The following is a 25372-nucleotide window of genomic DNA, read 5'->3' as shown; positions in this document are numbered from 1 at the left end:
AGCATGCTGAACCGATCCTCAGACCTCGGTCTCGAGGATCGACTCAGCACGGACGATGCGTCCCCCGGCCCGGCCGCGGGAAACGTAGGCTGAGGCCGTGGCCGTTCTCGCACTGGATACCTCCGCAGCCGTCGCCGTCGCGCTCGTCGACCCCGGCGGCGCCCGGCTCGCCGCGCGCTCGGCCGACGAGCGACGCCGGCACGCCGAGTCGCTGGCCCCGCTCGTCGACGCGGTGCTCGCCGACGCCGGCCTGGACCGCACGGACCTCACGGCCGTCGCGGTGGGCACCGGGCCCGCACCGTTCACCGGCCTGCGCGTGGGGCTCGTGACCGCGCGCACCCTGGCGCTCGCGCTCGGGATCGACGTGCTCGGCGTGCCGAGCGTGGACGCGGTCGCGGTGCAGGCGGTCGCCGACCTCGGGCTGACGCCGGGCGACGAGGTGCTCGTCGCGACCGACGCCCGCCGCAAGGAGGTCTACTGGGCCCACTACCGCGTCGTCGCGCACGAGGGCCCGCACGGGGTCCCCGTCGTCGAGACCCTGGCCGGTCCGGGAGTGGACAAGGCCGCCGACGTCGCCGCGCGGCTCGCGGACGCGCCCGCCGACGGCGGGCGCCTGGTCGTCGTGGGGGAGGGCGCCACCCTGTACCCGGAGCACCTGCCCGCCGACGAGGACGCCCCGCTCGTCCCGGACGCCGCGGTCCTGGCGCGCCTCGCGCTCGCCCGCCGCGCCGCCGGCGAGGAGCTGCCCACGGAGCCGCTGTACCTGCGCCGGCCCGACGTGCAGGAGCCGGCGCCGGCGCGCCTCGTCCCCGCCACCGGGAGCCCGGCATGACCATCGGGCAGCCGACCTCCGAGCAGCCGACCTCCGAGCAGCCGACCTCCGAGCAACCGACCACCGGGCCGGTCGCCGACGAGCCCGAGCGCCCCGCCCCGGGCCTGCCGCGCACGGTGCAGCACGTGTACGAGCCGTCGTGCCGGCTGCGCCCGCTGGCCAGCACGGACTTCGACCGGGTGCTCCAGCTCGAGCGGGTGCTGTTCGGCGCCGGGGCGTGGACCTACGGGATGCTCGTCGACGAGCTGGCCGCGCTCGGGCGCTGGTACGTCGTGGCCGAGCCCGCCGGCCAGGACGCCGTCGCGGTGTACGGGATCGGCCCGAAGCCCGTCGTCGGGTACGCCGGTCTCTGGTTCGACGGCGACGTCGCGCAGGTCATGACGATCGGCGTGGACCCCCAGTACCAGCGGCACGGCGTGGGGCGCGCCCTGCTGGAGGCGCTCGTCGGGCGGGCGCGCAAGCTCAAGGCGGACGCGGTCCTGCTCGAGGTGCGGGTCGACAACGAGCCCGCCCTCGCGCTGTACGAACGGCACGGCTTCGAGCGGATCGGGCTGCGCAAGCGGTACTACCAGCCCGAGGACAAGGACGCCTTCACGATGCGGCTCGACCTGCGCGACGCTCACGCGCGACCAGGGACGACGTCGTGACCCGCGAGGACTCGCCGCGCTCGCGGGTGCTGGTGACGGTCGCGGAGCTCGCGGCGGACCTGCGGCTGAGTGCCGGGCCGGACCCGGCCGACGGCGCGCCCGTGCTGCTCGACGTCCGCTGGGCGCTCGGCATGACCGACGGCCGGGAGCGCTACCTCGGGGGGCACCTGCCCGACGCGGTGTACGTGGACCTGGAGTCCGAGCTGGCCGCGGAGCCGTCGGCAGAGGAGGGCCGCCACCCGCTGCCCTCGGCGTCCTCGTTCCAGCGCAGCGCGCGGGCCTGGGGGCTGCGGAGCTCCTCACGTGTCGTCGTGTACGACACGGTGGGCGGCACGTCCGCGGCGCGGGCGTGGTGGCTGCTGCGCTACTTCGGCGTCGACGACGTGCGCATCCTCGACGGCGGCCTGCCCGCCTGGGTCCGAGCGGGCTACGCGCTGGAGAGCGGTGAGGTCGTCCACGCGCCGGGCGACCTGGTGGCCCGTCCGGGACACCTGCCCGTGCTGGACGCCGACGACGCGGCGGACCTGGCCGAGACCGGCACCCTGCTCGACGCGCGGGCCGCCGAGCGGTACCGGGGCGAGAGCGAGCCCGTGGACCCGCGCGCGGGCCACGTGCCCGGTGCCGTGAGCGCCCCGACCACGGAGAACCTGCGCGAGGACGGCACGTTCCTCGACGAGGAGTCGCTCCAGGGCCGGTTCGCCGACCTGGGCCTGAGCGCGCCCGCCGACGCGCCGGAGGAAGCGGACGACGACGAGGTGCTCGCCGTCGGCGTCTACTGCGGGTCGGGTGTCACGGCGTCGCACGAGATCGCCGCGCTGGCGTGCGCGGGCATCTCCGCCGCCCTGTACCCGGGGTCATGGTCGCAGTGGTCGAACGACCCGTCGCGGCCGGCGGACACGGGCGACCGGCCCTAGCGCGCCTCGTTCCCCTGGTGGTCCCCGGGAGTCGTGCTAGCGTCGCGTGTATACCGATCTGTATACACGGGAGGTCGATCGATGAGCACGCCCGAGACGATGCGCGCGGTACGGATGCACCGGCACGGGGGCCCGGAGGTCCTCCAGGTGGCGGAGGTCGCCGTCCCGGCGCCCGGGCCGGGGGAGGCGCTGGTGCGCGTGGCCGCGGTGGCGCTGAACAACACCGACCTGTGGACCCGGGAGGGGGCCTACGGCAGGCCGGGCGACCCGGCGGCGCTGTCCGGCTGGCGCGGCCCCGTCGACTTCCCACGGACCCAGGGCGCAGACGTCGCGGGGCAGGTCGTGGCCGTCGGCGCCGGCGCGGACGCAGGCCTCGTCGGGCTCCGGGTCGTGATCGACCCGGCGAGCTACGACGGCGACGGTCCGGACGCCCACCCGGTGGGCCTCATGGGCAGCGAGCGGGACGGCGGGTACGCCGGGTACGTGACGGCGCCCGCCGACCAGGTGCACGACATGACGGGGTCGCCCCTCACGGACGACCAGCTCGCGACCCTGCCCACCGCCTACGGCACCGCGCTCGGCATGATCGAGCGGGGCGGCCTGCGGGAGGGCGAGACCGCCCTGGTCTCGGGGGCGTCGGGCGGGGTCGGCCTGGCGCTCGTCCAGCTCGCCCGCGCCCGCGGGACGCGCGTGCTGGCGATCTCCAGCGGCGACAAGATCGCCGCCGTGCGCGACGCCGGCGCCGACGTCGTCGTGGACCGGGCGCACGACGTCGTCGAACAGGTCCGGTCCGCGGCCCCGGACGGCGTCGACGTCGTGCTCGACGTGGTCGCCGGCGACCTGCTGGGCGACGGGCTGCCGCTGCTGCGCGAGGGTGGGAGGTGGGTCGTCGCCGGGGCGCTCGGCGGGCACGAGGTGGCCTTCGACGTCCGTCGCCTGTACCTCCACAACGCGCAGGTCGTCGGCTCGTCGATGCACACGCGCGCGCACTTCGGCCTGCTGATGGACCTGGCCCGCCGCGGCGAGATCGAGCCCGTGGTCGCGGCGACGTTCCCGCTGGAGGACGCGGCCCGGGCGCAGGAGGAGCTCGCCCGCCGGGCGCACGTCGGGAAGCTCGTGCTGCGGCCCTAGGCGGCGACCGGCCCAGGCGTCGACGCCGGGGACGACGACGGCCCGGCCCCCTCGGGGGACCGGGCCGTGCCTGCGTCGTGGAGGCGCGGGTCAGAGGACCTGCGCGACCTCGTCGAAGGACAGGCGCGGGCCGCGCGGGTAGGGCGAGCCCTCGCCCTCGGCGTGGCCGACGTTGACGACGAGGAACGACTTCCAGCCGGACTCGGCGAAGAACTCGGCGTCGACGCCGTCGAAGTCCATGCCGTTCATCGGGCCTGCGGCGAGGCCGGCGGCCCGCAGGCCCACGATGAGGTACCCGGCCTGGATGAGGGCGTTGTTGCGGGCCATCTGCTCGCGGACCTCCGCGGCGGGCTCCAGCTGCTCCTTCATGCCCGGGTAGGCGGGGAAGAGGGTGTCGAGGTGCTGGTGGAAGGCCGGGTCCGCGGCCAGCACCAGGGAGACCGGCGCGCCGGCGACGCGGTCCTTGTTGCCGTCGCCCATGTGGGCCACGAGGCGCTCGCGCGCGTCGCCCGAGCGCAGCACCAGCACGCGCAGGGGGAGGGTGTTCATCGCGGTGGGCCCGAACTTCGCCAGGTCCCAGGCGGAGGTGAGCTGCTCGTCGGTGACGGGCTCGTCGGTCCACAGGGAGGTGGTGCGGGCGGAGCGGAACAGGAGGTCCGCCACCTCGTCGCCGACGGCGAGAGACGTGGACGGGTGCGTGAGGGTCTCGGTCATGGTTGCCGTAACAGATCGATGCAGACGCATGATTCCGGGTGCGGCCGTGACGTGCCCCACAGCAGGCCAGGTCACAGCGCCGCGAGGGGGTCGAAGTCGAACCCGTCGGCACGCGCGAGGTACAGCCTCTGCTCCGCGTGGTTGCCGCGGAACCGGACCAGGCCGCGCGGCCCCTCGTACGTGAGCCCGTCGACGGAGCGGTCGGTCGCGGCGACGACGGCGCTGCCCGCCCGCTCGACGATCGACCGCAGCGCGAGGATCCCCTCGTAGCAGGCCTCGGCGGCCGCACCGATCGCGGGCGCGTGCAGCCCGTGGTGCGCCGTGTAGCGGCCCACCAGGTCGAGCGCCTCGCCGGTCGCGAGGCTGCGGAACCAGCCGCCGGCCGAGTACAGGTTCGCCGTCGCGCCGGCCCCGCTGCCCATGAGCATGTTCTCCTCCATGAGCGTGCTGAGCCGCACGACCCGCTCGTGCAAGCCCCGCCGCGCGAACAGGCGGTTGAACCGCACCCCGTTCTGCCCGACCATCAGCAGCAGCACCCCCTCGGCGCCCGAGCGCGCCACGTCGTCGAGCGTGGCCGCGAGCTGCGCGTCGCTCGCCCCCTGCTCCGGCAGGAAGCGCGCGCCCGCGAACCCGGCGCCGAGCGCGGCCAGCTGCGGCGCCAGCGCCGCGTACGTGCCGCGGGGCCAGGCGTAGTCGTCCCCGACGACGAACCACCGGCGCGTGCCCGCCTCGGCCCGCAGCCGCTCGATCGCGGGGAAGAGCTGCGCCGACGGCACCTCCCCGGTGACGTAGAGACCCGGGCGGGTCTCGGCGCCCTCGTACGCCGCGGGGTACACGTACGGCACGCGGCGCTGCACGAGCGGCACGACGGCGCGCCGCACCGCCGACGTGTGCCACCCGGTGAGCGCGTGCAGGCGCCCGGCGTCGAGCGCGACCCCGAGGCGCCGACGGAGCCGGTCGACCGGCTGGCCGGCGTCGAGCAGCTCGGCGCGCACCGGGCGCCCGAGGATGCCGCCCGCGGCGTTGAGCTCGGCGACCGCGAGCTCCGTGACGGCCTGGCACGAGGGGCCGTAGATCCCGCCCGGCCCCTGGAAGTGCAGCAGGACGCCGACGACGAAGTCCGACATGACGTCCCGTCCGCGCGAGGGGCCCTGGTCCGGGCCCCGGCCTGTGATGGCCGGTAGTGTACGAGCGCGAGGGAAGGCGGGTCAGCATGCGGACGTCGACGCGGTCGGAGAGCCCCACGGCGGGCCCGGACGTGGGTGCGTCCGGGGCGACGGCCGCCGCCGCGCTGCGGGGCTCCGTGGTGGCCGGGCGGCGCGCCGCGCGACGCGCGGCCGAGGCCGTCGCGCCCGCCGGCTGCACCGTCGACGAGTGGCTCGTGCTGGACGCACTGCGGCGGCGGCCGGGCGCCATGATGTCCGAGCTGCGCGCCGCGACGGTCACGGACAAGGCGACCCTCGGCCGTCGCGTGGACGCGCTCGTCACCCGCGCGCTGGTGTACCGCGAGGTGGACGCCTTCGACCGTCGCGTGGTCCGCGTCCACCTGTCGTCCCGGGGGCGGGACGTGCTGTCAGACCTCGACGCGCGGCTGGCGGAGGCGGAGCAGGGCGACCAGCCAGGCGACCAGTAGCACCCCGGCGAGCACCAGGCCGTAGGGCTCGAGGCCGACCGACGCTCCCGGCACCTCGGCCAGGGCGGGGACGTGCTCGGCGGCCACCTGCAGCAGGGTCACCCCGCCGATGCCCACCGCGGCCGCGGCGGAGACGCCGGTGACCAGCACGTCGTAGCGCAGACGGCCCCGCTCCGCGCCGACGCCCGCCTGGGCGTACGCGCGCCGGGCGGCCGAGCCCTGCAGGGAGTCGAGCAGCGACATCCCGGCGGCGAACAGCACCGCCAGCGGCAGCGGCGCGTACCACGGCACCTGGCCCATGGCGGTCGAGGCCGTCATCGCGAGCAGGCCGATCTCCGTGGCGGTGTCGAAGCCGAGCCCGAACACGAGCCCCACGCCGTACATGCGCCCCGGCCGGTCCGTGGCCCACGCGAACCGGCGCAGCGCCCACGAGACCGGGCCGCCGGCGGCATCGAGGTCGTGGTGGTGGCCGTCGCCCGCCGCGCGCCGGCCGGCACGCAGGGCACGGCGCAGCAGCAGCACGTTCACCACGGCGATCGTCAGCAGGAAGGTGCCCGACACGACCGGGCCCCACACGCCGGTGAACCGGCGCCAGGGCGACGACTCGTCCTCGAGCGCGGGCGCCAGCGCCTGCACACCGACGGCGAGCAGGAGCGCGGCGCCCACGACCACCGTCGAGTGGCCGAGCGAGAACCACAGGCCCACCCCGCGCGCGTCGCGGCCCTCGCGCACGAGCCGCCGCGTCGTGTTGTCGATCGTGGCGATGTGGTCGGCGTCGAACGCGTGCCGCAGGCCGAACCCGTACGCCGTGAGGGCCATGACGAGGGTGATCGCGCCGGAGCCGCCGTCCAGGGCGAGGGTGGCGGCGAGGCCGCCGATCCCGACGACGTGCAGGGCGGCGACGACGAGGGCGGTGCGGGTCATGCGGGCTCCAGACGGACGAGGGGCGGCGCGGGCGGCGCCGCGACGGGGCGGGCCGGTACGGGATGAGACCGGTGCAACGGGCTGAGATGAGCGGTGGGCCCGAGCCAGCGGGTCAGGGTGCCGCCGCGCTCCAGGCGCAGCGTCACCGCGCCGTCGGGGCTGATCGCGGCGGGGTCGTCGGCGGGGTCGTCGTCAGGCGTGCCCCGGAGGTCGGTCACGGTGTCGACCACGCGCGCCCCGCCCAGGACCCCCGGCACGGGGCGGTCGCCGGCGGCGACGACCTCCTCGACGAGCAGCGGCCCGTCGTCGTCGTGCGCGCGGGACCGCAGCACGACGCGGCCGCCGCGCTCGCCGTCGCGCCCCAGCACGACGGTCTCGCGCAGCCGCAGCCGCGCGCCCGGGCCGAGCACCGCGTCCGTCGACCGGGTCACGTCCGCGCCCGTGGACACGACGAACGGCAGGCCTTCCCAGTCGAGCCGCGCGCCGGCCCCGAGCCGCACCTCGGCGTCCCAGCGGCACGGCACGCCCTCGCCGTCGTACGCGACCGTGCCGCCGACGTCGGTGAGGGTGAGCGCGCAGCCGTCGGCGACGCGCACCTGCACGGTGACGTGGTCGCCGCCGAGCAGCACCGCGCCGGTCGCGACGAGCGCCACCTCCGCGTGCGCGGCCCCGCGCGCGACGGTCCGCGCCGCGAGCAGCCCGTCCCTGATGCGCACGCGCACGGGGGCGCCCGGCACGGTGCCCGGCTCGACCTCGACGAGCGTGCGGCGGACCTCAGTGCGCGGGGGTGTGCGCATGCTCGTGCCCGTGCGACCGGTCGCCGTCCGCGTGGCTGTGCAGGACGCCCCCGCCCTCCTCGTCGGCGTGGAAGTGCGGCGCCATCGGGCCGGGGTCCTGCGCCACGTGCGCGCCGGCGCGGAACAGGTCGAGCACGCCGAGGAGCCACGTCCGCAGCTCCGAGACGGACGCCGGGTCCGTGCGCGACAGGGCGACGACGTCCCGGCCGTCGCGGGCGGCCGACGCGTCGGCGACCATCTGCCCGACGTCCACCCCGACGTGCGGCGCGAGGTCGGTCTTGTTGACCACGAGGAGGTCGGCGCGGCCGATGCCGGGCCCGCCCTTGCGCGCGACGTCGCCCCCGCCCGCGACGTCGAGCACGAAGATCTGCGCGTCGACGAGGGCGGGGGAGAACGTGGCGGTGAGGTTGTCGCCGCCGGACTCGATGATCACGAGGTCGAGGGGCGCGAAGTCGCGCTCGAGGTCCTCGGCCGCGAGCAGGTTGGCGGTGACGTCGTCGCGGATGGCGGTGTGCGGGCAGGCGCCGGTCTCGACGGCGCGGATGCGCTCAGGGTCCAGGACGCCGGCGGACCGCAGGAAGCGCGCGTCCTCGTCGGTGTAGATGTCGTTGGTGATGACGCCGATCGCGAGCTCGTCGGACAGCGCCCGGCACACGGTCGCGATCAGGGAGGACTTGCCGACGCCGACGGGGCCGGCGACGCCCAGGCGCAGGGCGCGGGCGGGGAGCGACGGGTTCGCGGGGGTGGCGGGGGGAGTGGGTTCAGGCACGGAACAACCTCTGGGTCGTGACGGCGTGGGCCTCGGCCCAGCCCTCGGTCAACGGGGCACCGGAGGACGGGATGTCCTCCGGGGTGGCGCACGCCGCGACGCGGAGCACGTGCTCCTCGGCGGCGGCGCACGCGTCGAGGACCCACCGCGCCGGGGCGAGGGGGTCCAGCGGCTCGAGCTTGAGCAGGGCCGACGCCGCCGCCTGGGCGTCGTCGTAGACGGTCAGCCGGACGACGTCCGCCGGGGGGACGCCGGCCGCCGCACAGATCGCGCCGAGCACGACGGCGCGCGGAGGCGCGCCGGTGCCGCGCGGGTGCCCCGTGCTCTCCCGGCGGCTCGCCGCGTCGTGCCGGGCGACGACGTGCACGGCCGCGCTGCCCGGCCACAGGGTGCGTGCGACCCGCAGGTACCCGCGGCCCAGCAGGCGCGACGCGTCCCGCAGCGCGGGGGAGGGCGTCCGCGCCGCCCAGGCGCGCACGACGGCGTCGACCCGGTCGTCCGGCGCGTCGACCGTCCCGGCGGCGGGCCCGGCGTCGGCCAGCAGCCGGGCGGTGACCACCGCCGTGCCGGCCTCCACCAGGCTGACCGTCGTCGCCCGACCGACCATCCACGCCGGCACGTCGGCCGGCGGCATGCCGCCGCGCAGCGCGGGCTCGAGGCTCGCGGAGTGGGCGTGCCCGCCGCCGGGCAGGCGGGCGTCCGCGAGCAGCATCGCGACCGTGGCGGGGTGCGGGGACAGGGACGTCATGGACGGCCTAGAACATCGAGTAGAGCTGGGCGAGCGGCAGGCGCACCGCGGGTGCGGGCTCGACCAGGTCACCGTCGACGCGGATCTCGAAGGTGTCGGGGCGGATGTCGATGTCCGGCAGCGCGTCGTTGTTGCGCATGTCCGCCTTGGTGACGCCGCGCGTGGGTGCGACGGGGGCGAGCTGCCGGCGCAGGCCCAGGCGCCCGGCCAGGCCGTCCTCGATCGCGGCCGGCGCGACGAACGCGAGCGAGGTGTCGGCGCCGACGGCGTCGCCGAACGCGGGACGCATGAGCACCGGCTGCGGCGTGGGGATGGACGCGTTCGGGTCGCCCAGCGCCGCCCACGCGATCACCCCGCCCTTGATCACGAGCTCGGGCCGGACCCCGAAGAACCGGGGGTCCCACAGCACGAGGTCGGCCAGCTTGCCCGGCTCCACGGAGCCGATGTGGGCGTCGACGCCGTGCGCGACCGCCGGGTTGATCGTGTACTTCGCGACGTACCGGCGGGCGCGCTCGTTGTCCGCCGGCTCCGCGCCCGACAGCGGCCCGCGCCGGTGCTTCATCACGTGCGCCACCTGCCAGGTGCGGGTGATCACCTCGCCGATGCGGCCCATCGCCTGGGCGTCGGAGGAGGTGATGGAGATGGCCCCGAGGTCGTGCAGCACGTCCTCGGCGGCGATGGTCGACGCCCGGATCCGCGACTCGGCGAACGCCAGGTCCTCGGGGACGGCGGGGTTGAGGTGGTGGCAGACCATGAGCATGTCGAGGTGCTCCGCCACGGTGTTCACCGTGTGGGGCAGGGTCGGGTTGGTCGACCCCGGCAGCACGTGCGGCAGGCTCGCGATGGTGAGGATGTCGGGGGCGTGCCCGCCGCCCGCGCCCTCGACGTGGTACGCGTGGATCCCCCGGCCGCCGATCGCGTCGATCGTGGACTGGACGAACCCGGCCTCGTTGAGCGAGTCGGAGTGCAGCGCCACCTGGAGGCCCCACTCGTCGGCGGCCCGCAGCGCCGCGTCGAGGGCGGCGGGCGTGGAGCCCCAGTCCTCGTGCACCTTGTACCCGGCCGCTCCGGCGAGGGCCTGCTCCGCGAGGGCCTCCTCGCCCACGGTGTTGCCCTTGCCGAGCAGCAGCACGTTGAGCGGCAGGTGGTCCAGCGCGCGCAGCACGGACCGCAGGTGCCAGGCGCCGGGCGTCACCGTGGTGGCCTTCGAGCCCTCGGACGGGCCCGTGCCGCCCCCGGCGACGGTCGTGATGCCGGTGGCCAGCGCCTCGTGCAGCGCCGACGGCGACAGCAGGTGCACGTGCGGGTCGAAGCCGCCGGCGGTGAGGATCCGGCCCTCGCCCGAGATCACGTCGGTCGACGGCCCGATGACGAGGTCCGGGTGCACGCCGTCGGCCACGTCCGGGTTGCCCGCACGGCCGAGCGCGACGACCCGCCCGTCGCGCAGCCCGACGTCCGCCCGGACCACGCACCACCAGTCCAGGACGACGACGCCGGTGATCACGGTGTCCAGGGCCCCGGCGGCACGGCTCCGCGTCGACTGCGCCATCGACTCCCGGATGGACTTGCCGCCGCCGAACACGGCCTCCTCGCCGCCGACCGTGCGGTCCTCGGTGACCTCGATCCACAGGTCGGTGTCGCCGAGGCGCAGCTGGTCGCCGACGGTCGGCCCGTACAGGGCCGCGTAGCGCTCCCGGTCGATCCAGACCATCAGTCCTCCTGCTCGTCGTGCGGCGCCGTGGCCTCCGGGGACGGGACGGCGCCGAGCGCGCCGCCGTCGGTCTTGCCCCGGCGGATGCCCGGCACGCGCCGCGCGCCGCGGATCGTCACGGCGTCGACCTCGCGGCTCACCCCCGGCTCGAACCGCTGCGACGTGCCGGACGGGACGTCGAGCCGGAAGCCGTGCGCGGCGGCGCGGTCGAAGCGGAGCGCGTCGTTGGCGTCGGGCAGGTGCACGTGCGAGCCCACCTGCACCGGCCGGTCGCCGGTGTTCTCCACGACGAGGCGCAGCCGCTCGTGCGCCGGGCGCACGTTGAGCTCGAGGCGCCCGGGGGCGACGCGGGTCGCGCCGGGGCCGGTGGCGACGTGTGCGGTCACGGGACCTCCTGGGTCGGGGTCGGGTCGAGGCGGCCGGCGGGTGCCGGGGTCACGGGATGGGATGGTGCAGGGTCACGAGCTTGCGGCCGTCGGGGAAGGTGGCCTCGACCTGCACGTCGACGAGCATCTCGGGCACGCCGTCCATCACCTGCTCGCGGCCCAGCACCTCGCGGCCGTCCTGCATGAGGGTCGGCACGTCGGCGCCGTCGCGGGCCCGCTCGATCACCCAGCACGACAGCAGGGCGACCGACTCGGGGTGGTTGAGCCGCACACCGCGCGCGAGGCGGTCGCGCGCGACCATGCCCGCCACGGCGAGCAGCAGCTTCTCGGTGTCGGCGGGGGTCAGGTGCACGCGTCCTCCTCGGTGCGCACGGGCGTGCGGCTCACAGCGCCATCGCCTCGCGGGCGCCGGCGAGGGCGTCGGCGCCGCCGCCCGTGCCCCGGTGGGTCACCCGCCCGGAGGCGAGCACGGCGTACCCGGCGGCGTGCTCGACGGCGTAGCCGAGGTGCTGCTCCACCAGCAGCGCGGACAGCCCGCCCGCCGCCGTCAGCGACGTGATCGCCGCGTAGATCTCGCTCACGACGTTCGGCTGGATGCCCTCGGCGGGCTCGTCGAGCACCAGCAGCTGCGGGCCGGTGACGAGTGCCCGGGCGATGGCGAGCTGCTGGCGCTGGCCGCCCGACAGGAGCCCCGCCTGGCGGCCGAGCAGCTCGCGCAGCGCGGGGAACAGGTCGAGCGCGTCGTCGGTGCGGCGACGGCCGGCGGCGCCGTGGGTGTCGGCGACCACCTGCAGGTTCTCCCGAGCGGTGAGCTGGCCGAAGGACTGCTGGCCCTGCGGCACGTACGCGATCCCGGCGCGCACGCGCCGGTGGGTCGGCCAGCGCGTGACGTCGTCTCCGGCCAGGCGCACGGACCCGGCCCGGGCGGGCAGCAGCCCGAGCACCGCCTTGAGGAGCGTCGTCTTGCCCGCCCCGTTGTGGCCGAGGACGGCGGTCAGCGTGCCGTCCGCGACGTCGAGGTCCACGTCGTGCACGACGGCCGTGCGGCCGTACCCCGTGCCCAGGCCGGTCAGCTCGAGCATCATGCGGGTCCCTCCGTCGTGGTGGCTCGTTCGCCCGCCGGGGCGCCGAGATAGACCTCGACGACCGCCGGGTCCTGCTGCACCTCGGCGACCGTCCCCTCGGCGAGGACGGCGCCCTGGTGCATGACCGTCACCGAGTCGGCGTAGGAGCGCAGGAACTCCATGTCGTGCTCCACCACCACGACGACGCGCTGGGAGCCCACCCGGCGCAGCAGCTCGCCGGTCTCCTCGCGCTCCGCCTGGGTCATGCCCGCGACGGGCTCGTCGAGCAGCAGCAGGTGCGCGTCCTGCACCAGCAGCATCCCGATCTCGAGCCACTGCTTCTGGCCGTGCGCCAGGACGCCCGCGGGCGCGTCGCGCAGCGCGGCGAGGCCGACGGTCTCCATCGCCCGCTCGACCGCCTCCGGGACGCCCCGTCGCCGACGGAGCATCGTCGTCGGCCGGCGGCGCGCGCCGGCGGCGATGTCGAGGTTCTGCAGCACGGTGAGCTGCTCGAACACGCTCGCCGTCTGGAACGTGCGGCCGACGCCCGCCCGGGCGACACGGTGCGTGGCCCGCCCCAGCAGCTCCGTCCCGCCGAACCGGGCCGAGCCGCCGGCCGCCCGCACGAGGCCGGTGACGGCGTCGATGAGCGTCGTCTTGCCCGCGCCGTTGGGGCCGATGAGGAACCGGAGGTCCCCCTGGGCGACGGTGAGGTCGACGTCGCGGACGGCGACGAAGCCGCCGAACTCCACCCGCAGGCCGCGCACCTCGAGGTAGTCGTGGCGGAACCGGGCGGTGTCGTCCCCCAGCAGCGCCTCCGCGGCGGCGAGGTCGATCTCGGTCTGCTCGCTCATGCGCGGCTCCCTTCGGGCAGGAGGTCGGGGGACGGGGCGTCGCCCGGCGCGGCGGGGGCCTCCGGCTCCGCCTCACGGCCGGCGCGACGCCGGCGACGCAGCATCGGCACGACCGACGCCAGGCCGCCGGGCAGGAAGGCGACGACCAGCACGAACAGCGCCCCCTGGAGGTAGATCCAGCCGGAAGGGAACTGCTCGGACAGCGAGGTCTGCGCCCAGCTCACGGCGACGGAGCCGAGGACGGGGCCGAGCAGGGTCGCCCGGCCGCCGATGGCCACGCCGACGAGGAAGCCGATGGACGGCACGACGCCGACGTCGGCGGGGGAGACGATCCCGACGACGGGCACGAACAGCGCCCCGCCGACGGCGGCCATCACGGCCGCGACCACGTAGACGACGGTCTTCACGGCCGCCGGGTCGTAGCCGAGGAACCGGACGCGGTCCTCCTGGTCGCGGACGGCGACGAGGACCTCGCCGAAGCGCGACACCATGAGCTGGCGGGCGCCCACGACCATCACGAGCAGCACCCCGGCGGCGATCAGGTAGAGCATCCGCTGGTTGACCGGGTCGGCGAGGTCGTAACCGAAGAACGACCGGAACCCGTTGAGCCCGTTGGTACCGCCCGTCGTCTGCTGCTGGCCGATCAACAGGATGGCGAACGCGGCGGCGAGGGCCTGCGACAGGATCGCGAAGTACGCGCCCCGCACCCGCCGCGTGAAGACGGCCCAGCCGAGGGCGGCGGCGAGCGCGGCGGGCACGAGCACGACCAGGGCGAGGGCGACGGCCGGCGAGCGCAGGGGCTCCCACCAGCCGGGCACCTCGCCGGTGCCGTAGAGCAGCATGAAGTCGGGCACGCCGCCCGGGCCGGCGTCGGCGAGCTTGAGGTGCATCGCCATGACGTAGGCGCCCAGGCCGAAGTACACGCCCTGGCCGAGGGTGAGCAGGCCGCCGCGGCCCCAGGCGAGGCCGATGCCGACGGCGACCATGGCCAGGCACAGGAACTTACCGAGCAGGCCGAGCCGGAACGGGCTGAGCAGCACCGGCGCGACGGCGAGGAGCAGGACGGCCGCGAGGCCGAACCCGGCCGTGGCGCGCGCCCGGCCCGGGCGGACGAGGGCGGACAGTCGTGCGGTGCGGGTGCTCGTGCTGCCGGTCATGCGAGGCTCCTCGTCCGGACCGAGACCAGGCCCTGGGGTCGTACCTGCAGGAAGGCGACGATGACGACGAACACGAGGACCTTCGCGACGGACGCCGTGGTGGAGTACTCGAAGAACGCCTGCAGCAGGCCGAGCGCCGTCGCCGCGATCACGGTGCCCTTGATCTGCCCGATGCCGCCCGCGACGACGACGAGGAACGCGTCGACGATGTAGCCCGTGCCGAGCGTCGGGCCGACCGAGCCGAGCAGGGTCAGCGCGACGCCGGCGATCCCGGCGAGGCCGGAGCCGACGAAGAACGTCAGCCGGTCGGTGGCCCGCGACGAGATGCCGGACGCCTCCGCCAGGTCGCGGTGCTGCACCACGGCCCGGATGCGGCGTCCCAGCGGGGTGGCCTTCATGACGACGGCCAGCGCGACCAGGCACACGACGGCCAGCGCGAGGATGAACAGCCGGGTCCTGGGCAGCGCGAGCCCGCCGACCGTGACCGCGCCCGACAGCCAGCCGGGCGCGGCCACGTCCACGTTGGGGGCGCCGAACACGTCGCGCGCCACCTGCTGCAGCAGCAGCGCGACGCCCCAGGTGACGAGCAGCGTGTCGAGCGGCCGCCGGTACATGCGGTGGATCAGCGTGGCCTCGAGCAGCAGCCCGAGCGCCCCGCCGACGAGGAACCCGAGCGGCAGCGACACGAGCAGGCTCGCGCCGGGGTCGCCGAGCAGCCCCTGGATCACGAACGCCGTGTAGGCGCCCGCCATCATGAACTCGCCGTGGGCCATGTTGATCACGCCCATCTGACCGAAGGTCAGGGCGAGGCCCAGGGCCGCGAGCAGCAGCACCGAGCCGAGGCTCAGGCCCGCGAAGAGCTGGGAGAGGAGGGTGTCCATGTCGTGTCCAGGGGCCCCGGTCAGGAGAGCCCGTCGGCCCAGTCGTAGCCCTCGAGGAACGGGTCGGGCTCGATGGGCTCCTCGGAGCTCCACTCGGTGTGGATGAGGCCGTCCTCGCCGATGCGCCCGACGAGCGCCGTCTTGGCGACGTGGTGGTTCTCGCCGTCCACGACGACGGTGCCCTCGGGCGCGTCGAAGGTGACGCCGTCCGCGGCCGCCTGCACGTCCGCGACGTCGAAGGAGTCCGCCTTCTCGACCATCGCCTTCCACAGGTACAGCGACGTGTAGGCGGCCTCCATCGGGTCGGACGTCACACGGTCGTCGCCGTACTCGGCCTGGAACGCCTTCACGAACGCGTCGTTCTCGGGGCTGTCGACCGTCTGGTAGTAGTTCCAGGCGGTGAGCTGGCCCTCGATGGTGTCCACGCCGATGCCGCCCACCTCCTCCTCCGCGATCGAGACGGAGACGACGGGCATGTCGTCGGCGGACAGACCGGCGTTGTTGTACTCCTTGAAGAACGCGACGTTGGAGTCGCCGTTGAGGGTGTTGAACACCGCGTCCGCCCCGGCGGCCTTCACCTTGTTGACGATGGTGGAGAAGTCCGTGTGGCCGAGCGGCGCGTACTCCTCGCCGACGATCTCGATGCCGTGCGCCTCGGCGTACGCGTTGATGATCTTGTTCGCGGTGCGCGGGAACACGTAGTCGGAGCCCACGAGGAACAGCGACGTGGTGCCCTGCTCGGCGAGGTAGTCGAGGGCGGGCACGATCTGCTGGTTGGTCGTGGCGCCGGTGTAGAAGATGTTCTCCGAGGCCTCGAGGCCCTCGTACTGCACCGGGTAGAACAGCAGCGAGTCGTTCGCCTCGAAGACCGGCAGCATCGCCTTGCGCGACGCCGACGTCCAGCCCCCGAACACGGCCGCCACGCAGTCGCTGGTGATGAGCTTGGTGGCCTTCTCCGCGAAGACGGTGGGCTCGGACTGGCCGTCCTCGGAGACGATCTCGAGCTGCTTGCCGAGCACGCCGCCGTCGGCGTTGATCTCGGCCGCGGCCAGCTGGAGCGAGTCGTGCACGGTCTGCTCGGAGATCGCCATCGTGCCCGACAGCGAGTTGAGGAAGCCGACCTTGACCGTGTCGCCCGAGGTGTCGACGCAGCCCTTCGCCGCGGAGGCCGAGGCGTCGCCGCTCGCGGCGTCCACCCGGGCCCCGCAGGCCGAGAGGGCGGCGACGGCGAGGACGGCGAGGGAGGCGACGACAGGTCGGGTGGTGCCGGTGCGCGTGGTGCCCGTGCTGCTTCGAGGACGCATGGTGCTCCTTCGTGGCCGTGGCCCGGGGGCCGGTTAGGTTCAGATGAACCCAAGTACGTCCACGTGTCCCCGCCGTGAGTTCGGTGTCACCATCGTGTTACGGCTGGTGGGGACGGGTGCCGGAGAGGTGGCCGGAGCGTTCGCCCCCGCGCCGGTGCGATCATGGGGCCATGGCATCCGCGCACGGGGTCGGTGACCCCCTCGTCCTCGGTATCGAGACCTCCTGCGACGAGACGGGCGTCGCGCTCGTCCGCGGCGACGAGCTCCTGGTCGACGCCGTCGCCAGCTCGATGGAGGAGCACGCGCGCTACGGCGGGATCATCCCGGAGGTCGCGAGCCGCGCCCACCTGGAGCAGATGGTCCCCACGATCACGCGCGCGCTCGGTGAGGCCGACGTCGACCTGTCCGAGGTGGACGCGATCGCCGTCACCGCCGGCCCGGGCCTGGTCGGCCCGCTCACGATCGGCGCGTCCGCGGCGAAGGCGCTCGCGATCGGCCTGAACAAGCCGCTGTACGGCGTCAACCACGTCATCGGGCACGCCGCGGTGAACCAGCTCGTCGACGGTCCGTTCGAGGGCCGCACGATGGCGCTCGTGGTCTCGGGCGGGCACAGCTCGCTGATGCTCGTGGACGACGTCGCGACGGGCGTCACCGAGCTCGGCTCCACGCTCGACGACGCGGCGGGGGAGGCCTTCGACAAGGTCGGCCGCCTGCTCGGCCTGCCCTACCCCGGTGGCCCGCACGTGGACCGGCTGGCACGCGAGGGCGACCCGGAGGCCATCCGCTTCCCGCGCGGCCTCACCGCCGCGAAGGACCAGGCGAAGCACGCCTACGACTTCTCCTTCTCCGGCCTCAAGACGGCGGTCGCCCGCTGGATCGAGGCCTGCGTCGACGCCGGGCGCGAGGTCCCGGCGGCCGACGTCGCCGCGTCGTTCGCCGCCGCGGTCGCCGACGTGCTCACCGCCAAGACGATCGCCGCGTGCCGCCGGCACGACGTCGAGACGCTCGTCGTGGGCGGCGGGTTCTCCGCGAACAGCCAGCTGCGTGAGATGGCCGCGAAGCGCTGCGCGGAGGCGGGCATCGACCTGCGCATCCCGCCGATCCGCTACTGCACCGACAACGGCGCGATGATCGCCGCGCTGGGTTCCGCCGTCGTGCGCGCCGGGGCGGCGCCGTCGAGCTTCGACTTCCCGGTCGACTCGTCGATGCCGATGACCACCATCACCGTCTGAAAAGACCTCGTGACCACCGGGCCGCGTCGGTAGCGTCCCGACCGTGGACACCGACCGCCCCACCATCTACCAGCACCCGCTCGCGTACCTCGTCGGGCTGGAGGGCGTGGCGCTGCTGCGCGCGTTCGCCGGCGAGCACGACCGCTCGTTCGTCGAGGCGCGGCTGGCCGACGTGCGCGCGCTGCTCGACGCCGCCGACCGCTTCGGCCCGGGACACGAGGTCCCGCCGATCACCACCCGCGACGGCTACCGGCACTGGGCGCCCCGCTACGACGGTCCCAACGGGTTCTGGGGGATGGAGGAGCCGCTCGTCCGGCCGCTGATGGAGCACCTGCCCCGCGGCGTCGCGGTCGACGCGGCGTGCGGTACGGGCCGGCACACCGAGTGGCTCGTCGAGCAGGGGCACGACGTGCTCGGCGTCGACTCGTCGCCCGACATGCTCGAGATCGCCCGCGCCAAGGTCCCGGGGGCACGGTTCACCGAGGGCGACCTGCACGAGCTGCCGGTGGACGACGCGTCCGCCGACCTCGTCCTCGTCACCCTCGCGCTGTGCCACGTGCGGGATCTGGGGCCCGTGTTCGCCGAGCTGGCGCGCGTACTTCGCCCGGGCGGCCGCCTCGTCGTCTCGGACACGCGCGGGTACTTCACCGGGTCGCCGCTCTATCCGCTCGTCGAGGGCGCGGACGGCGAGTTCGGGTACATCCCGAACTGGTTCCACGCCACGAGCGAGTACCTGCAGGCGGCCCTGCCCGTGGGCCTGGCGCCGCGGTTCTGCCGCGAGTACGTCGGCGGCGGCGCGGACCATGCCGACGGGGGAGCCGACGGGGGAGCCGGCGGCGGCCGCGAGTACACCGCGGCCCCGGACGCCGGGACGGGGGCCTTCGACCCCGCCGCCGACGTGGAGCTCGAGGACCCGGCCAGGCCGCCGACCCTCTGGGAGCTGATGCCGTTGGTGCCGGCGGCGGCGGGCGCGGCGTACGCGGGCACGCCCTCGCTCGTCGTGTGGGACTTCGAGAAGGAACGGGGGGCCGGGCGATGAGCCTTCTCGCTGCCGAGCGCGCGCTCCAGGCCGCCCAGCGCGCCGGCGACGTCGACGCGCTGGGGGCGCTGCTGCATCCTCGGTGCGTGGGCGCCGGCCCGGACGGCTCGGTGTTCTCCCGGGAGGACGACCTGGAGAGCTACCGGTCGGGGCTGCTGCGGATCACCCGCCTGGAGGAGGAGTCGCTCGACGTCCGGGAGGACGCCGCGAGCGGGACGAGCCGGCTCGTCGCCGCCGTCGACGCGGTCCAGGGCGGCACCGCGGTGTCGGCGCGGCTGGTCTACACGCGCCTCTGGGTGCGGGCCGACGAGGGCTGGCAGGTCCTGGCCGCCACGCTCGCGCCGGCCGCCGAGGCGGCGCCCTAGCCTGCCGCCGGCAGCGGCCGCCCGGCGTGCAGCTCGGCGACGAGCGACGCGACCACGGCCTCGAGCGCCGCGGGGCCGCCGCCGTGCACGCGGGCCACCTCCCGCTGCCGCTGGTACGACGCACCACGGCGCACGATCTCGCGCACGCCGTCGAGCTCGGCGGCGCAGCCCAGCCGCTCGGCGACGGGCTCGAGCGTCGCGAGCAGGCGGGGCAGCGCGTCGGTGACGAGCTCCTCCTCGCCGGCGTCGTCGAGGATGATGATCGCCTCGGTGCCGTAGCGGGCAGCGCGCCACTTGTTCTCGTGCACGAACCACGCCGGCATCGTGGGCAGGGGGCGGCCCTCGTCGAGCAGGGTCGACAGGTGCTCCACCAGGCAGTGCACGAGTGCGCCGAGGGCGGCGAGCTCGAACGTGTTCGACGTGCCGTCGCAGATCCGCATCTCGACCGTGCCGAAGTGCGGCGCGGGGCGCACGTCCCACCGCACCTCCGTGAAGTCGTCGATGACGCCGGTGTGCAGCATGTCCGCGACGTACCGCTCCAGCTCGGACCAGGCCCCGAACTGGTAGGGCAGCCCCGCGGTGGGCAGCTGCTGGAAGATCATGGTCCGCATCGAGGCGTAGCCGGTGTCGTCGCCGCCGAAGAACGGCGACGAGGCGGACAGCACCTGCAGGTACGGCAGGTACACCAGCAGCGAGTTGACGATCGGCAGCACCTTGGCGCGGTCCTCGATGCCCACGTGCGCGTGCACGCCGTAGACGATCTGCTGGCGGCCCACGACCTGCGCCCGGTCGACGACGGTGGCGTACCGCTTCTTGTCGGTGACCTTCTGCTGCGACCAGTGCGCGAACGGGTGCGTGCCCGCGCCCATGAGGTCCACGCGCATGGGGCCAGTGGCGTCGTGGATGGCGGCGATGCCGCGCTCGAGGTCGGCGATCGCCTCGGGCACGGTGCGCCGCACGCCGCTGATCACCTCGACCGTGTTCCGCAGGAACTCGGGCTTCACGTAGCGGTGCCGCACGTCGTCGGCCACCGCCTCGATGACGGCGGGCGCCACCTGCCGCAGGTTGCCCGAGTCGGCGTCGACCAGCGCGAGCTCCCACTCGAGCCCGACGCTCGACCGCTCGGAGGCGGCGAATTCCAGCACCATGCGGGCCATGCTTCCACGGGGGGACGGCAGGCCGCGCGCCGGTCCGGCCGGGTCGCGGCGGGACGCCTCCTCGCGCGCGCCCGGCGCGGGATCAGCGCAGCGGCTCGACGACGAGCACGTGCTGCGCGCCGCCGACCCGCGTGAGCACGAGGGTCGCCTCGGCGTCGCCCTTCGGCGAGAGCTGGGCGCGCAGCTGTTCGGGCGTGACGGCGGTGCCGCGCTTCTTGATGGTGAGCCGCCCGACGCCGCGCTCGCGCAGGTAGGCCTTGAGCCGCTTGAGGTTGAACGGCATGACGTCGAGCACGCGGTAGCCGGTGGCCAGCGGTGCCGCTCCCTCGGCCGGGGGCCCGGCGGGCTGGTCGGTCGTGACATAGGCGATGGTGCGGTCCAGCAGGCGCCCGCCCAGCTCGGCCGCGGCGTGCGCCACGAGCCCGGCGCGGATGACCGCGCCGTCCGGCTCGTACAGGTAGGCGCCGACGGGACCGACGTCGGGCACGAGGTCGGCGCCGCCCGGGTCGTCGTGCAGGTCCGTGCGCAGGGTGCGCGACGTCGTCACCCCGCCCGACGTCGCGAGCACGAGCGCGGACCGGCCGGGCCCCGCGGGGGCGAGCGGCCCGAACCAGAGCCCCGCCTCGACGACGTCGCCGTCCACGGAGACCCACTGCGTCTCCGCGTCGTCGGGGAGACCCTGGTGCGGGATGCCCGGCCCGACCTTGATGCCGAGCGCGGGGACCTGGGTGCGCAGGTCCCACACGGCGTCGAGCGGGGGAGCGTACGCGGTCGGGTCGAAGACGCGCCGCCCGCCGCGGGTGCGTCGCGCCGGGTCCGCGTAGACGCCGTCGACCCCCTCGGCGGCGAGGTCGAGCGCGAGCCCGTCGGCGTGCCGCACCTCGGCCTCGGGGAAGTGGCGCAGGTTGACGGTGGCCAGGGCTGCCGTGATCTCGTCGACGTCGGTCGCCAGGACGCGCAGCCCGACCCCCGCGAACGCGAGCGCGTCCGCGCCGATCCCGCTCGTGAGGTCCGCGACCTTGGTGACGCCGGCGGCGAGGTACCGGCGGGCGTGCAGCGCGGCGACCACGAGGCGGGTGGCCTGCTCCACGCCGTCGGGCGTGAAGAGCATCCCCTCGGCGAAGTCGCCGAGCTTGGCGCGTGCCTTGGCCCGCAGCCGCGACTGGGTGAGGGCGGCCGCCGCGAGGTCGGCGTCGACCCCGTCAGCCCGAAGCCGGGTGGCCAGGGCCATGGCCTGCTTCTCGTCGTACGGGGGGAGCGAGTTGAGCAGCGCCCACCCGTCCGGGCTCAGCAGCTTGCTCACGGAGGCGGCGTCCATCGGGCCATCGTCTCAGGCGTGCGGGTGGTGACGCCCTGGGCGAACGACCCGCCAACCTCTGGCACTCGACTTGTCAGAGTGCTAACGCCTGCCTAGATTTGTCGTCAGCGACCGCAAGGCTGTACCGGCACCCGCGACGACGGCCAGCCCTCGGACGCGACCTGGTCAATCAGCTAGTCCATCCACGCATCGCGAATCAAGGAGGTCCGACGTGTCGGTCCCCATCAAGCCGCTCGAGGACCGGATCGTCGTCAAGGCCATCGAGGCCGAGACCACGACCGCTTCCGGCCTGGTCATCCCGGACACCGCCAAGGAGAAGCCCCAGGAGGGCGAGGTCCTGGCCGTGGGCGAGGGTCGCTTCGACGACAAGGGCAACCGCGTCCCGGTCGACGTCAAGGTCGGTGACAAGGTCATCTACAGCAAGTACGGCGGCACCGAGGTCAAGTACGCCGGTGAGGACTACCTCGTCCTCTCCGCCCGCGACATCCTCGCGGTCGTCGTCGCCTGACGACACCAGCACGCAGAAGGCCTCGCACCGTCGTCGGTGCGGGGCCTTCGTGCTGTCAGCCGGTCTTGCGGGCGCCGCCGGCGAGGATCGCGGAGCGCTCGTCCTCGCTGAGGCCGCCCCAGACCCCGTAGGGCTCCCGGACCCGGAGCGACTGCTCCCGGCACTGCATCATCACGGGGCACGCGCGGCAGATCGCCTTGGCCGCCTCGGCCCGACGCCGGCGCGTGGAGCCGCGCTCGCCCTCGGGGTGGAAGAACAACGTGTCGTCCGCGTCACGGCAGGAGCCCTGGTACTGCCACTCCCACAGCTCCATCACCGGACCGGGAAGCCTCGAGATCTCCGTCATGGCGAACAACCTACAAGTTGTGCAGAAGTTGTTCAAGGTCCGATTTCGTGACCGGATTCGATGATTCAGTGTTCAACTTCATGGCCGGGGCTGAAGGGGTTCGCCGGGCTTCTGAACGGCTTTGACCTGCGACGTCGACCATTACGGCGGCGCGCCCGGGGGAGCAGTGGCGACCCTCCGGTCCTCTCGGCAGAATCGACGCCATGACCTCATCCCGACCCGCTCCTCACGGGGGCGGGTCTCGCGCGTCGAGCGCGGGCCTCGCCGTCGCGGCGGTCGCCAGGCGCCTCGGAGTCGCTCCGGCGACCCTGCGCACGTGGGACCGTCGCTACGGACTCGGCCCGTCCGCCCGCACCGCGGGATCGCACCGTCGCTACACGCCCGAGGACGTGGCGCGCCTGCTCGTCATGCGCCGGCTCACGCTCGAGGGCGTCGCGCCGGTCGACGCCGCGAAGGCCGCGCTCGAGGCGGGCGTCGAGGAGCTCGAGGAGGCGACCGAGGAGGCCGCGGGCGGCGAACCGGACGCCGGCGACGACGCGGAGCCCGACCCGGCGCGACCCGCGCCCGCCGCCGACGGCGAGGCGCCGCGCGGGCGAGCCCACCTCCGTGCCCTGCCCGGGGGCGGGGAAGGTGCCTCGTCGGCTCCCGGACACGTGCCCGGTGGGAGCGCTTCCGGCCGGGTGTCGGCCGTGGTGGACGCCGCCCTCGCGTACGACCAGGCCGGGTGCGACGACCTGCTCGCCATCCCGGCCCAGGGCGACCCCGCCGTCTGGTGGACCGAGATCGCCGAACCGGCCTGGCAGCGTGTGGCCCAGCGGACGGTGCTCGCCGGCCCAGGCGCCGTCCCCGAGGTGGTGCTCGCGACCGCGGCCCTGCGCGCGCTGCGCGAGTTCACGGAGGCGTTCGAGCGGGCCATGGTCGCCGGCGGGGCCCCGCCGGCCAACCACCCGAGCCGCATGCGCAATATCGTGCTCATCTTCGCCGCCCCCGACGAGGTGGTGCCGCTGTCCGCGCACGCCCTCGCCGCCGCGCTGACCGCCAAGGGCGCGACCGCGCGGATCGTCACCGGCCCCGCCAGCACCCACCGCTCGCTCGAGCTGGTGACCATGGTGCGGCCGGCGGCGCTCGTCCTCGCGACGGCGCAGCGGCGTCCGGACCTGGACCTCATCCACGCGGTGCACGAAGGCTTCGCCGAGCTGCCGGTCATCGTCAGCCTGCGGCGGGACGACGCCGCGAGCGAGCTCCCGCTGGCGCCGACCGTGCAGCGGGTGCGGTCGTTCACCGCGATGCTGCACGAGGCGCTCGCCGTGGTGACGTGACCCGTGACGTGATCCCGTGACGTGAGGTCCGCCACGACCGGGCGTTGGAGGGCGGGCGGGCCGGAATAAGGCGTCCGCCCAGAACGTAGACTCCTGTCATGACGGACTCGACCTCGCCCGCGCACGACCCGTTCGGATTCCTCGGCCTCACCTACGACGACGTCCTGCTGCTGCCGGGGTACTCCGACCTCGCCCCGTCGGACATCGACACCACCTCGCGCCTCACCCGCGAGATCTCCCTGCGCGTGCCGCTCGTCTCGGCCGCGATGGACACCGTCACCGAGTCGCGCATGGCGATCGCGATGGCCCGCCAGGGCGGCATCGGCGTGCTGCACCGCAACCTGTCGATCGAGGACCAGGCGTACCAGGTGGACCTGGTCAAGCGGACGCAGACCGGCATCATCTCCAACCCGGTGACGATCGGGCCGGACGCCACCCTCGAGGAGCTCGACAAGCGGGCGGGGGAGTACCGCATCTCCGGCTTCCCCGTGGTCGACGCGGGCGGCCACCTCACCGGCATCGTCACCAACCGCGACCTGCGCTTCACCCCGGTCGCCGAGTGGGCCACGACCAAGGTCTCCGAGGTCATGACGCCCGCCCCGCTCATCACCGGGCAGGCCGGCATCTCGCGCGAGGACGCCACGCTGCTGCTGCGCAAGCACAAGCTGGAGCGCCTGCCGCTGGTCGACGACGAGGGCCGCCTCGCGGGCCTCATCACCGTCAAGGACTTCGTGAAGTCCGAGCAGTTCCCGAACGCGTCGAAGGACGGCCAGGGCCGCCTGCTCGTCGGCGCGGCGATCGGCTACTTCGGCGACGCCTGGGAGCGCGCGACGACGCTGGTCGACGCCGGCGTGGACGTGCTCGTCGCGGACACCGCGCACGGCAACGTCCGGATGCTCGTCGACATGGTCCGCAAGCTCAAGACGGACCCCGCGACCCGCCACGTGCAGGTGATCGGCGGCAACGTCGCGACGAAGGAGGGCGCGCAGTCCTTCGTCGACGCGGGCGCCGACGGCATCAAGGTGGGCGTGGGCCCGGGCTCGATCTGCACCACCCGCATCGTCACCGGCGTCGGGGTCCCGCAGATCACGGCCGTGTACGAGGCGTCGCTGGCCGCACGCGCGGCCGGGATCCCCGTCATCGCCGACGGCGGCATGCGCCACTCGGGCGAGATCGGCAAGGCGATCGTGGCCGGCGCGGAGGCGGTCATGCTCGGCTCGATGCTGGCCGGCACCGAGGAGGCGCCGGGCGAGACGATCCTCGTCAACGGCAAGCAGTACAAGGCGTACCGCGGCATGGGGTCGATGGGTGCGATGTCGTCGCGCGGCAAGAAGTCCTACTCGAAGGACCGCTACTTCCAGGCAGAGGTCACCAGCGACGACATGATCGTGCCGGAGGGCATCGAGGGGCAGGTGCCCTACAAGGGCACGCTGAACACGGTCGCGCACCAGCTCGTCGGCGGGCTGCACCAGTCGATGTTCTACGTCGGGGCCACCACCATCCCCGAGCTGCAGGCCAAGGGCCGGTTCGTGCGCATCACGTCCGCCTCGCTCAAGGAGAGCCACCCGCACGACGTGCAGATGACGGTCGAGGCGCCGAACTACGCCGGGTTCTGAGCCGAC

Annotated in this window: 28 protein-coding genes; 11 read left to right on the top strand and 17 right to left on the bottom strand. The window is 74.7% G+C overall.

Annotation, left to right across the window (positions count from 1 at the left end):
• Positions 1–97: 97 nt before the first annotated feature.
• The 4 genes from tsaB to ACH443_RS15090 all read left to right on the top strand — a co-directional run bounded on the left by tsaB (position 98) and on the right by ACH443_RS15090 (position 3524).
• Positions 98–832, top strand: coding sequence for a tRNA (adenosine(37)-N6)-threonylcarbamoyltransferase complex dimerization subunit type 1 TsaB (gene tsaB, locus ACH443_RS15105; RefSeq protein ID WP_430547455.1), 735 nt, complete (start codon positions 98–100; stop codon positions 830–832).
• Positions 829–1479 (top strand): ribosomal protein S18-alanine N-acetyltransferase, encoded by a 651-nt coding sequence (gene rimI / locus ACH443_RS15100; protein WP_430590769.1) that lies wholly within the window; start codon positions 829–831, stop codon positions 1477–1479. Before tsaB ends, rimI begins: the two co-directional genes overlap by 4 nt.
• Positions 1476–2393 (top strand): sulfurtransferase, encoded by a 918-nt coding sequence (locus tag ACH443_RS15095; RefSeq protein ID WP_430590768.1) that lies wholly within the window; start codon positions 1476–1478, stop codon positions 2391–2393. The genes rimI and ACH443_RS15095 overlap by 4 nt, the downstream gene beginning before the upstream one ends.
• Before the next feature lie 81 nt (positions 2394–2474).
• Complete coding sequence (locus ACH443_RS15090; RefSeq protein WP_430590767.1) at positions 2475–3524, top strand: zinc-binding dehydrogenase; 1050 nt, start codon at positions 2475–2477, stop codon at positions 3522–3524.
• Between the two features lie 90 nt (positions 3525–3614).
• Here ACH443_RS15090 and ACH443_RS15085 read toward each other — a convergent pair whose 3' ends face one another.
• Positions 3615–4238, bottom strand: a complete 624-nt coding sequence (locus ACH443_RS15085) for a malonic semialdehyde reductase (RefSeq protein WP_429764707.1) — start codon at positions 4236–4238, stop codon at positions 3615–3617.
• Between the two features lie 71 nt (positions 4239–4309).
• A complete protein-coding gene (locus ACH443_RS15080) occupies positions 4310–5365 on the bottom strand; it encodes a substrate-binding domain-containing protein (protein WP_430590766.1) in 1056 nt (351 codons plus the stop codon).
• An 86-nt stretch (positions 5366–5451) separates the two neighbouring features.
• On the opposite strand from ACH443_RS15080, the gene ACH443_RS15075 reads away from it, so the two are divergent.
• Complete coding sequence (locus tag ACH443_RS15075) at positions 5452–5871, top strand: MarR family transcriptional regulator (RefSeq protein WP_429764703.1); 420 nt, start codon at positions 5452–5454, stop codon at positions 5869–5871.
• On the opposite strand, the gene ACH443_RS15070 is transcribed toward ACH443_RS15075, so the two are convergent.
• From ACH443_RS15070 to urtA, 12 genes are read right to left on the bottom strand one after another with little or no spacing between them, the layout of a single operon-like run.
• Positions 5812–6795, bottom strand: coding sequence for a HoxN/HupN/NixA family nickel/cobalt transporter (locus ACH443_RS15070; RefSeq protein ID WP_429764702.1), 984 nt, complete (start codon positions 6793–6795; stop codon positions 5812–5814). The genes ACH443_RS15075 and ACH443_RS15070 overlap by 60 nt on opposite strands.
• Complete coding sequence (locus ACH443_RS15065; protein ID WP_430590765.1) at positions 6792–7592, bottom strand: urease accessory protein UreD; 801 nt, start codon at positions 7590–7592, stop codon at positions 6792–6794. The genes ACH443_RS15070 and ACH443_RS15065 overlap by 4 nt, the downstream gene beginning before the upstream one ends.
• Positions 7570–8361: an urease accessory protein UreG gene (ureG, locus tag ACH443_RS15060; protein WP_430590764.1), complete on the bottom strand. Its 792-nt coding sequence runs from the start codon at positions 8359–8361 to the stop codon at positions 7570–7572. The genes ACH443_RS15065 and ureG overlap by 23 nt, the downstream gene beginning before the upstream one ends.
• Positions 8354–9109, bottom strand: coding sequence for an urease accessory protein UreF (locus tag ACH443_RS15055; RefSeq protein WP_429764698.1), 756 nt, complete (start codon positions 9107–9109; stop codon positions 8354–8356). Before ACH443_RS15055 ends, ureG begins: the two co-directional genes overlap by 8 nt.
• A gap of 7 nt (positions 9110–9116) precedes the next feature.
• On the bottom strand, positions 9117–10820 hold the full coding sequence (locus ACH443_RS15050; protein WP_429764696.1) for an urease subunit alpha: 1704 nt from the start codon (positions 10818–10820) through the stop codon (positions 9117–9119).
• Positions 10820–11206 (bottom strand): urease subunit beta, encoded by a 387-nt coding sequence (gene ureB / locus ACH443_RS15045; protein ID WP_429764695.1) that lies wholly within the window; start codon positions 11204–11206, stop codon positions 10820–10822. Before ureB ends, ACH443_RS15050 begins: the two co-directional genes overlap by 1 nt.
• Positions 11207–11255: 49 nt before the next feature.
• On the bottom strand, positions 11256–11558 hold the full coding sequence (locus ACH443_RS15040) for an urease subunit gamma (protein ID WP_429727897.1): 303 nt from the start codon (positions 11556–11558) through the stop codon (positions 11256–11258).
• A 31-nt stretch (positions 11559–11589) separates the two neighbouring features.
• Positions 11590–12291, bottom strand: coding sequence for an ATP-binding cassette domain-containing protein (locus tag ACH443_RS15035; protein ID WP_430590763.1), 702 nt, complete (start codon positions 12289–12291; stop codon positions 11590–11592).
• A complete protein-coding gene (gene urtD, locus ACH443_RS15030) occupies positions 12288–13124 on the bottom strand; it encodes an urea ABC transporter ATP-binding protein UrtD (protein WP_430590762.1) in 837 nt (278 codons plus the stop codon). Before urtD ends, ACH443_RS15035 begins: the two co-directional genes overlap by 4 nt.
• Positions 13121–14281, bottom strand: coding sequence for an urea ABC transporter permease subunit UrtC (gene urtC, locus ACH443_RS15025; RefSeq protein ID WP_430557142.1), 1161 nt, complete (start codon positions 14279–14281; stop codon positions 13121–13123). The genes urtD and urtC overlap by 4 nt, the downstream gene beginning before the upstream one ends.
• Positions 14278–15162, bottom strand: coding sequence for an urea ABC transporter permease subunit UrtB (gene urtB, locus ACH443_RS15020; protein ID WP_429764690.1), 885 nt, complete (start codon positions 15160–15162; stop codon positions 14278–14280). The genes urtC and urtB overlap by 4 nt, the downstream gene beginning before the upstream one ends.
• A 20-nt stretch (positions 15163–15182) precedes the next feature.
• Positions 15183–16466 (bottom strand): urea ABC transporter substrate-binding protein, encoded by a 1284-nt coding sequence (urtA, locus tag ACH443_RS15015; RefSeq protein ID WP_430590761.1) that lies wholly within the window; start codon positions 16464–16466, stop codon positions 15183–15185.
• Positions 16467–16636: 170 nt separating this feature from the next.
• On the opposite strand from urtA, the gene tsaD reads away from it, so the two are divergent.
• The 3 genes from tsaD to ACH443_RS15000 are packed head-to-tail and all read left to right on the top strand — an operon-like array spanning position 16637 to position 19102.
• Positions 16637–17698 carry a tRNA (adenosine(37)-N6)-threonylcarbamoyltransferase complex transferase subunit TsaD gene (tsaD, locus tag ACH443_RS15010; protein ID WP_430557144.1) on the top strand — a complete coding sequence of 354 codons (1062 nt, stop codon included), beginning with the start codon at positions 16637–16639 and terminating at the stop codon, positions 17696–17698.
• A 43-nt stretch (positions 17699–17741) separates the two neighbouring features.
• Positions 17742–18737, top strand: coding sequence for a class I SAM-dependent methyltransferase (locus ACH443_RS15005; RefSeq protein ID WP_430590760.1), 996 nt, complete (start codon positions 17742–17744; stop codon positions 18735–18737).
• Positions 18734–19102 (top strand): nuclear transport factor 2 family protein, encoded by a 369-nt coding sequence (locus tag ACH443_RS15000; protein ID WP_429764685.1) that lies wholly within the window; start codon positions 18734–18736, stop codon positions 19100–19102. Before ACH443_RS15005 ends, ACH443_RS15000 begins: the two co-directional genes overlap by 4 nt.
• On the opposite strand, the gene ACH443_RS14995 is transcribed toward ACH443_RS15000, so the two are convergent.
• Both ACH443_RS14995 and ACH443_RS14990 read right to left on the bottom strand, forming a co-directional pair.
• On the bottom strand, positions 19099–20250 hold the full coding sequence (locus ACH443_RS14995) for a glutamate--cysteine ligase (RefSeq protein ID WP_429764683.1): 1152 nt from the start codon (positions 20248–20250) through the stop codon (positions 19099–19101). The two genes, ACH443_RS15000 and ACH443_RS14995, sit on opposite strands and share 4 nt — an antisense overlap.
• A 91-nt stretch (positions 20251–20341) precedes the next feature.
• Complete coding sequence (locus ACH443_RS14990; RefSeq protein WP_430590759.1) at positions 20342–21577, bottom strand: SAM-dependent methyltransferase; 1236 nt, start codon at positions 21575–21577, stop codon at positions 20342–20344.
• Between the two features lie 211 nt (positions 21578–21788).
• On the opposite strand from ACH443_RS14990, the gene groES reads away from it, so the two are divergent.
• Positions 21789–22085: a co-chaperone GroES gene (groES, locus tag ACH443_RS14985; RefSeq protein WP_079572552.1), complete on the top strand. Its 297-nt coding sequence runs from the start codon at positions 21789–21791 to the stop codon at positions 22083–22085.
• Positions 22086–22140: 55 nt separating this feature from the next.
• On the opposite strand, the gene ACH443_RS14980 is transcribed toward groES, so the two are convergent.
• On the bottom strand, positions 22141–22431 hold the full coding sequence (locus tag ACH443_RS14980) for a WhiB family transcriptional regulator (protein WP_429764681.1): 291 nt from the start codon (positions 22429–22431) through the stop codon (positions 22141–22143).
• 203 nt (positions 22432–22634) lie between these two features.
• On the opposite strand from ACH443_RS14980, the gene ACH443_RS14975 reads away from it, so the two are divergent.
• Positions 22635–23750 (top strand): MerR family transcriptional regulator, encoded by a 1116-nt coding sequence (locus tag ACH443_RS14975; protein ID WP_430590758.1) that lies wholly within the window; start codon positions 22635–22637, stop codon positions 23748–23750.
• A gap of 98 nt (positions 23751–23848) precedes the next feature.
• Complete coding sequence (gene guaB, locus ACH443_RS14970; protein ID WP_429764677.1) at positions 23849–25366, top strand: IMP dehydrogenase; 1518 nt, start codon at positions 23849–23851, stop codon at positions 25364–25366.
• Positions 25367–25372: the final 6 nt, after the last annotated feature.

The organism is Isoptericola sp. NPDC019571 (assembly GCF_044389385.1).
GTDB classification, from domain to species: domain Bacteria; phylum Actinomycetota; class Actinomycetes; order Actinomycetales; family Cellulomonadaceae; genus Isoptericola; species Isoptericola nanjingensis.
The sequence above is the reverse complement of the archived record's forward strand: the minus strand, read 5'-3'. Positions and strand labels throughout refer to the sequence as shown.

Coding starts and splice junctions, on each gene's coding strand:
- ACH443_RS15000 (WP_429764685.1), top strand. CDS start 18,734: ATGAGCCTTCTCGCTGCCGAGCGCGCGCTCCAGGCCGCCCAGCGCGCC.
- ACH443_RS15090 (WP_430590767.1), top strand. CDS start 2,475: ATGAGCACGCCCGAGACGATGCGCGCGGTACGGATGCACCGGCACGGG.
- rimI (WP_430590769.1), top strand. CDS start 829: ATGACCATCGGGCAGCCGACCTCCGAGCAGCCGACCTCCGAGCAGCCG.
- tsaD (WP_430557144.1), top strand. CDS start 16,637: ATGGCATCCGCGCACGGGGTCGGTGACCCCCTCGTCCTCGGTATCGAG.
- ACH443_RS15075 (WP_429764703.1), top strand. CDS start 5,452: ATGCGGACGTCGACGCGGTCGGAGAGCCCCACGGCGGGCCCGGACGTG.
- ACH443_RS15050 (WP_429764696.1), bottom strand. CDS start 10,820: ATGGTCTGGATCGACCGGGAGCGCTACGCGGCCCTGTACGGGCCGACC.
- ACH443_RS14995 (WP_429764683.1), bottom strand. CDS start 20,250: ATGGTGCTGGAATTCGCCGCCTCCGAGCGGTCGAGCGTCGGGCTCGAG.
- ACH443_RS15065 (WP_430590765.1), bottom strand. CDS start 7,592: ATGCGCACACCCCCGCGCACTGAGGTCCGCCGCACGCTCGTCGAGGTC.
- ACH443_RS15035 (WP_430590763.1), bottom strand. CDS start 12,291: ATGATGCTCGAGCTGACCGGCCTGGGCACGGGGTACGGCCGCACGGCC.
- ACH443_RS15085 (WP_429764707.1), bottom strand. CDS start 4,238: ATGACCGAGACCCTCACGCACCCGTCCACGTCTCTCGCCGTCGGCGAC.
- ACH443_RS14990 (WP_430590759.1), bottom strand. CDS start 21,577: ATGGACGCCGCCTCCGTGAGCAAGCTGCTGAGCCCGGACGGGTGGGCG.
- guaB (WP_429764677.1), top strand. CDS start 23,849: ATGACGGACTCGACCTCGCCCGCGCACGACCCGTTCGGATTCCTCGGC.
- urtD (WP_430590762.1), bottom strand. CDS start 13,124: ATGAGCGAGCAGACCGAGATCGACCTCGCCGCCGCGGAGGCGCTGCTG.
- ACH443_RS15055 (WP_429764698.1), bottom strand. CDS start 9,109: ATGACGTCCCTGTCCCCGCACCCCGCCACGGTCGCGATGCTGCTCGCG.
- urtB (WP_429764690.1), bottom strand. CDS start 15,162: ATGGACACCCTCCTCTCCCAGCTCTTCGCGGGCCTGAGCCTCGGCTCG.
- ACH443_RS14980 (WP_429764681.1), bottom strand. CDS start 22,431: ATGACGGAGATCTCGAGGCTTCCCGGTCCGGTGATGGAGCTGTGGGAG.
- ACH443_RS15070 (WP_429764702.1), bottom strand. CDS start 6,795: ATGACCCGCACCGCCCTCGTCGTCGCCGCCCTGCACGTCGTCGGGATC.
- urtA (WP_430590761.1), bottom strand. CDS start 16,466: ATGCGTCCTCGAAGCAGCACGGGCACCACGCGCACCGGCACCACCCGA.
- ACH443_RS14975 (WP_430590758.1), top strand. CDS start 22,635: ATGACCTCATCCCGACCCGCTCCTCACGGGGGCGGGTCTCGCGCGTCG.
- urtC (WP_430557142.1), bottom strand. CDS start 14,281: ATGACCGGCAGCACGAGCACCCGCACCGCACGACTGTCCGCCCTCGTC.
- ACH443_RS15080 (WP_430590766.1), bottom strand. CDS start 5,365: ATGTCGGACTTCGTCGTCGGCGTCCTGCTGCACTTCCAGGGGCCGGGC.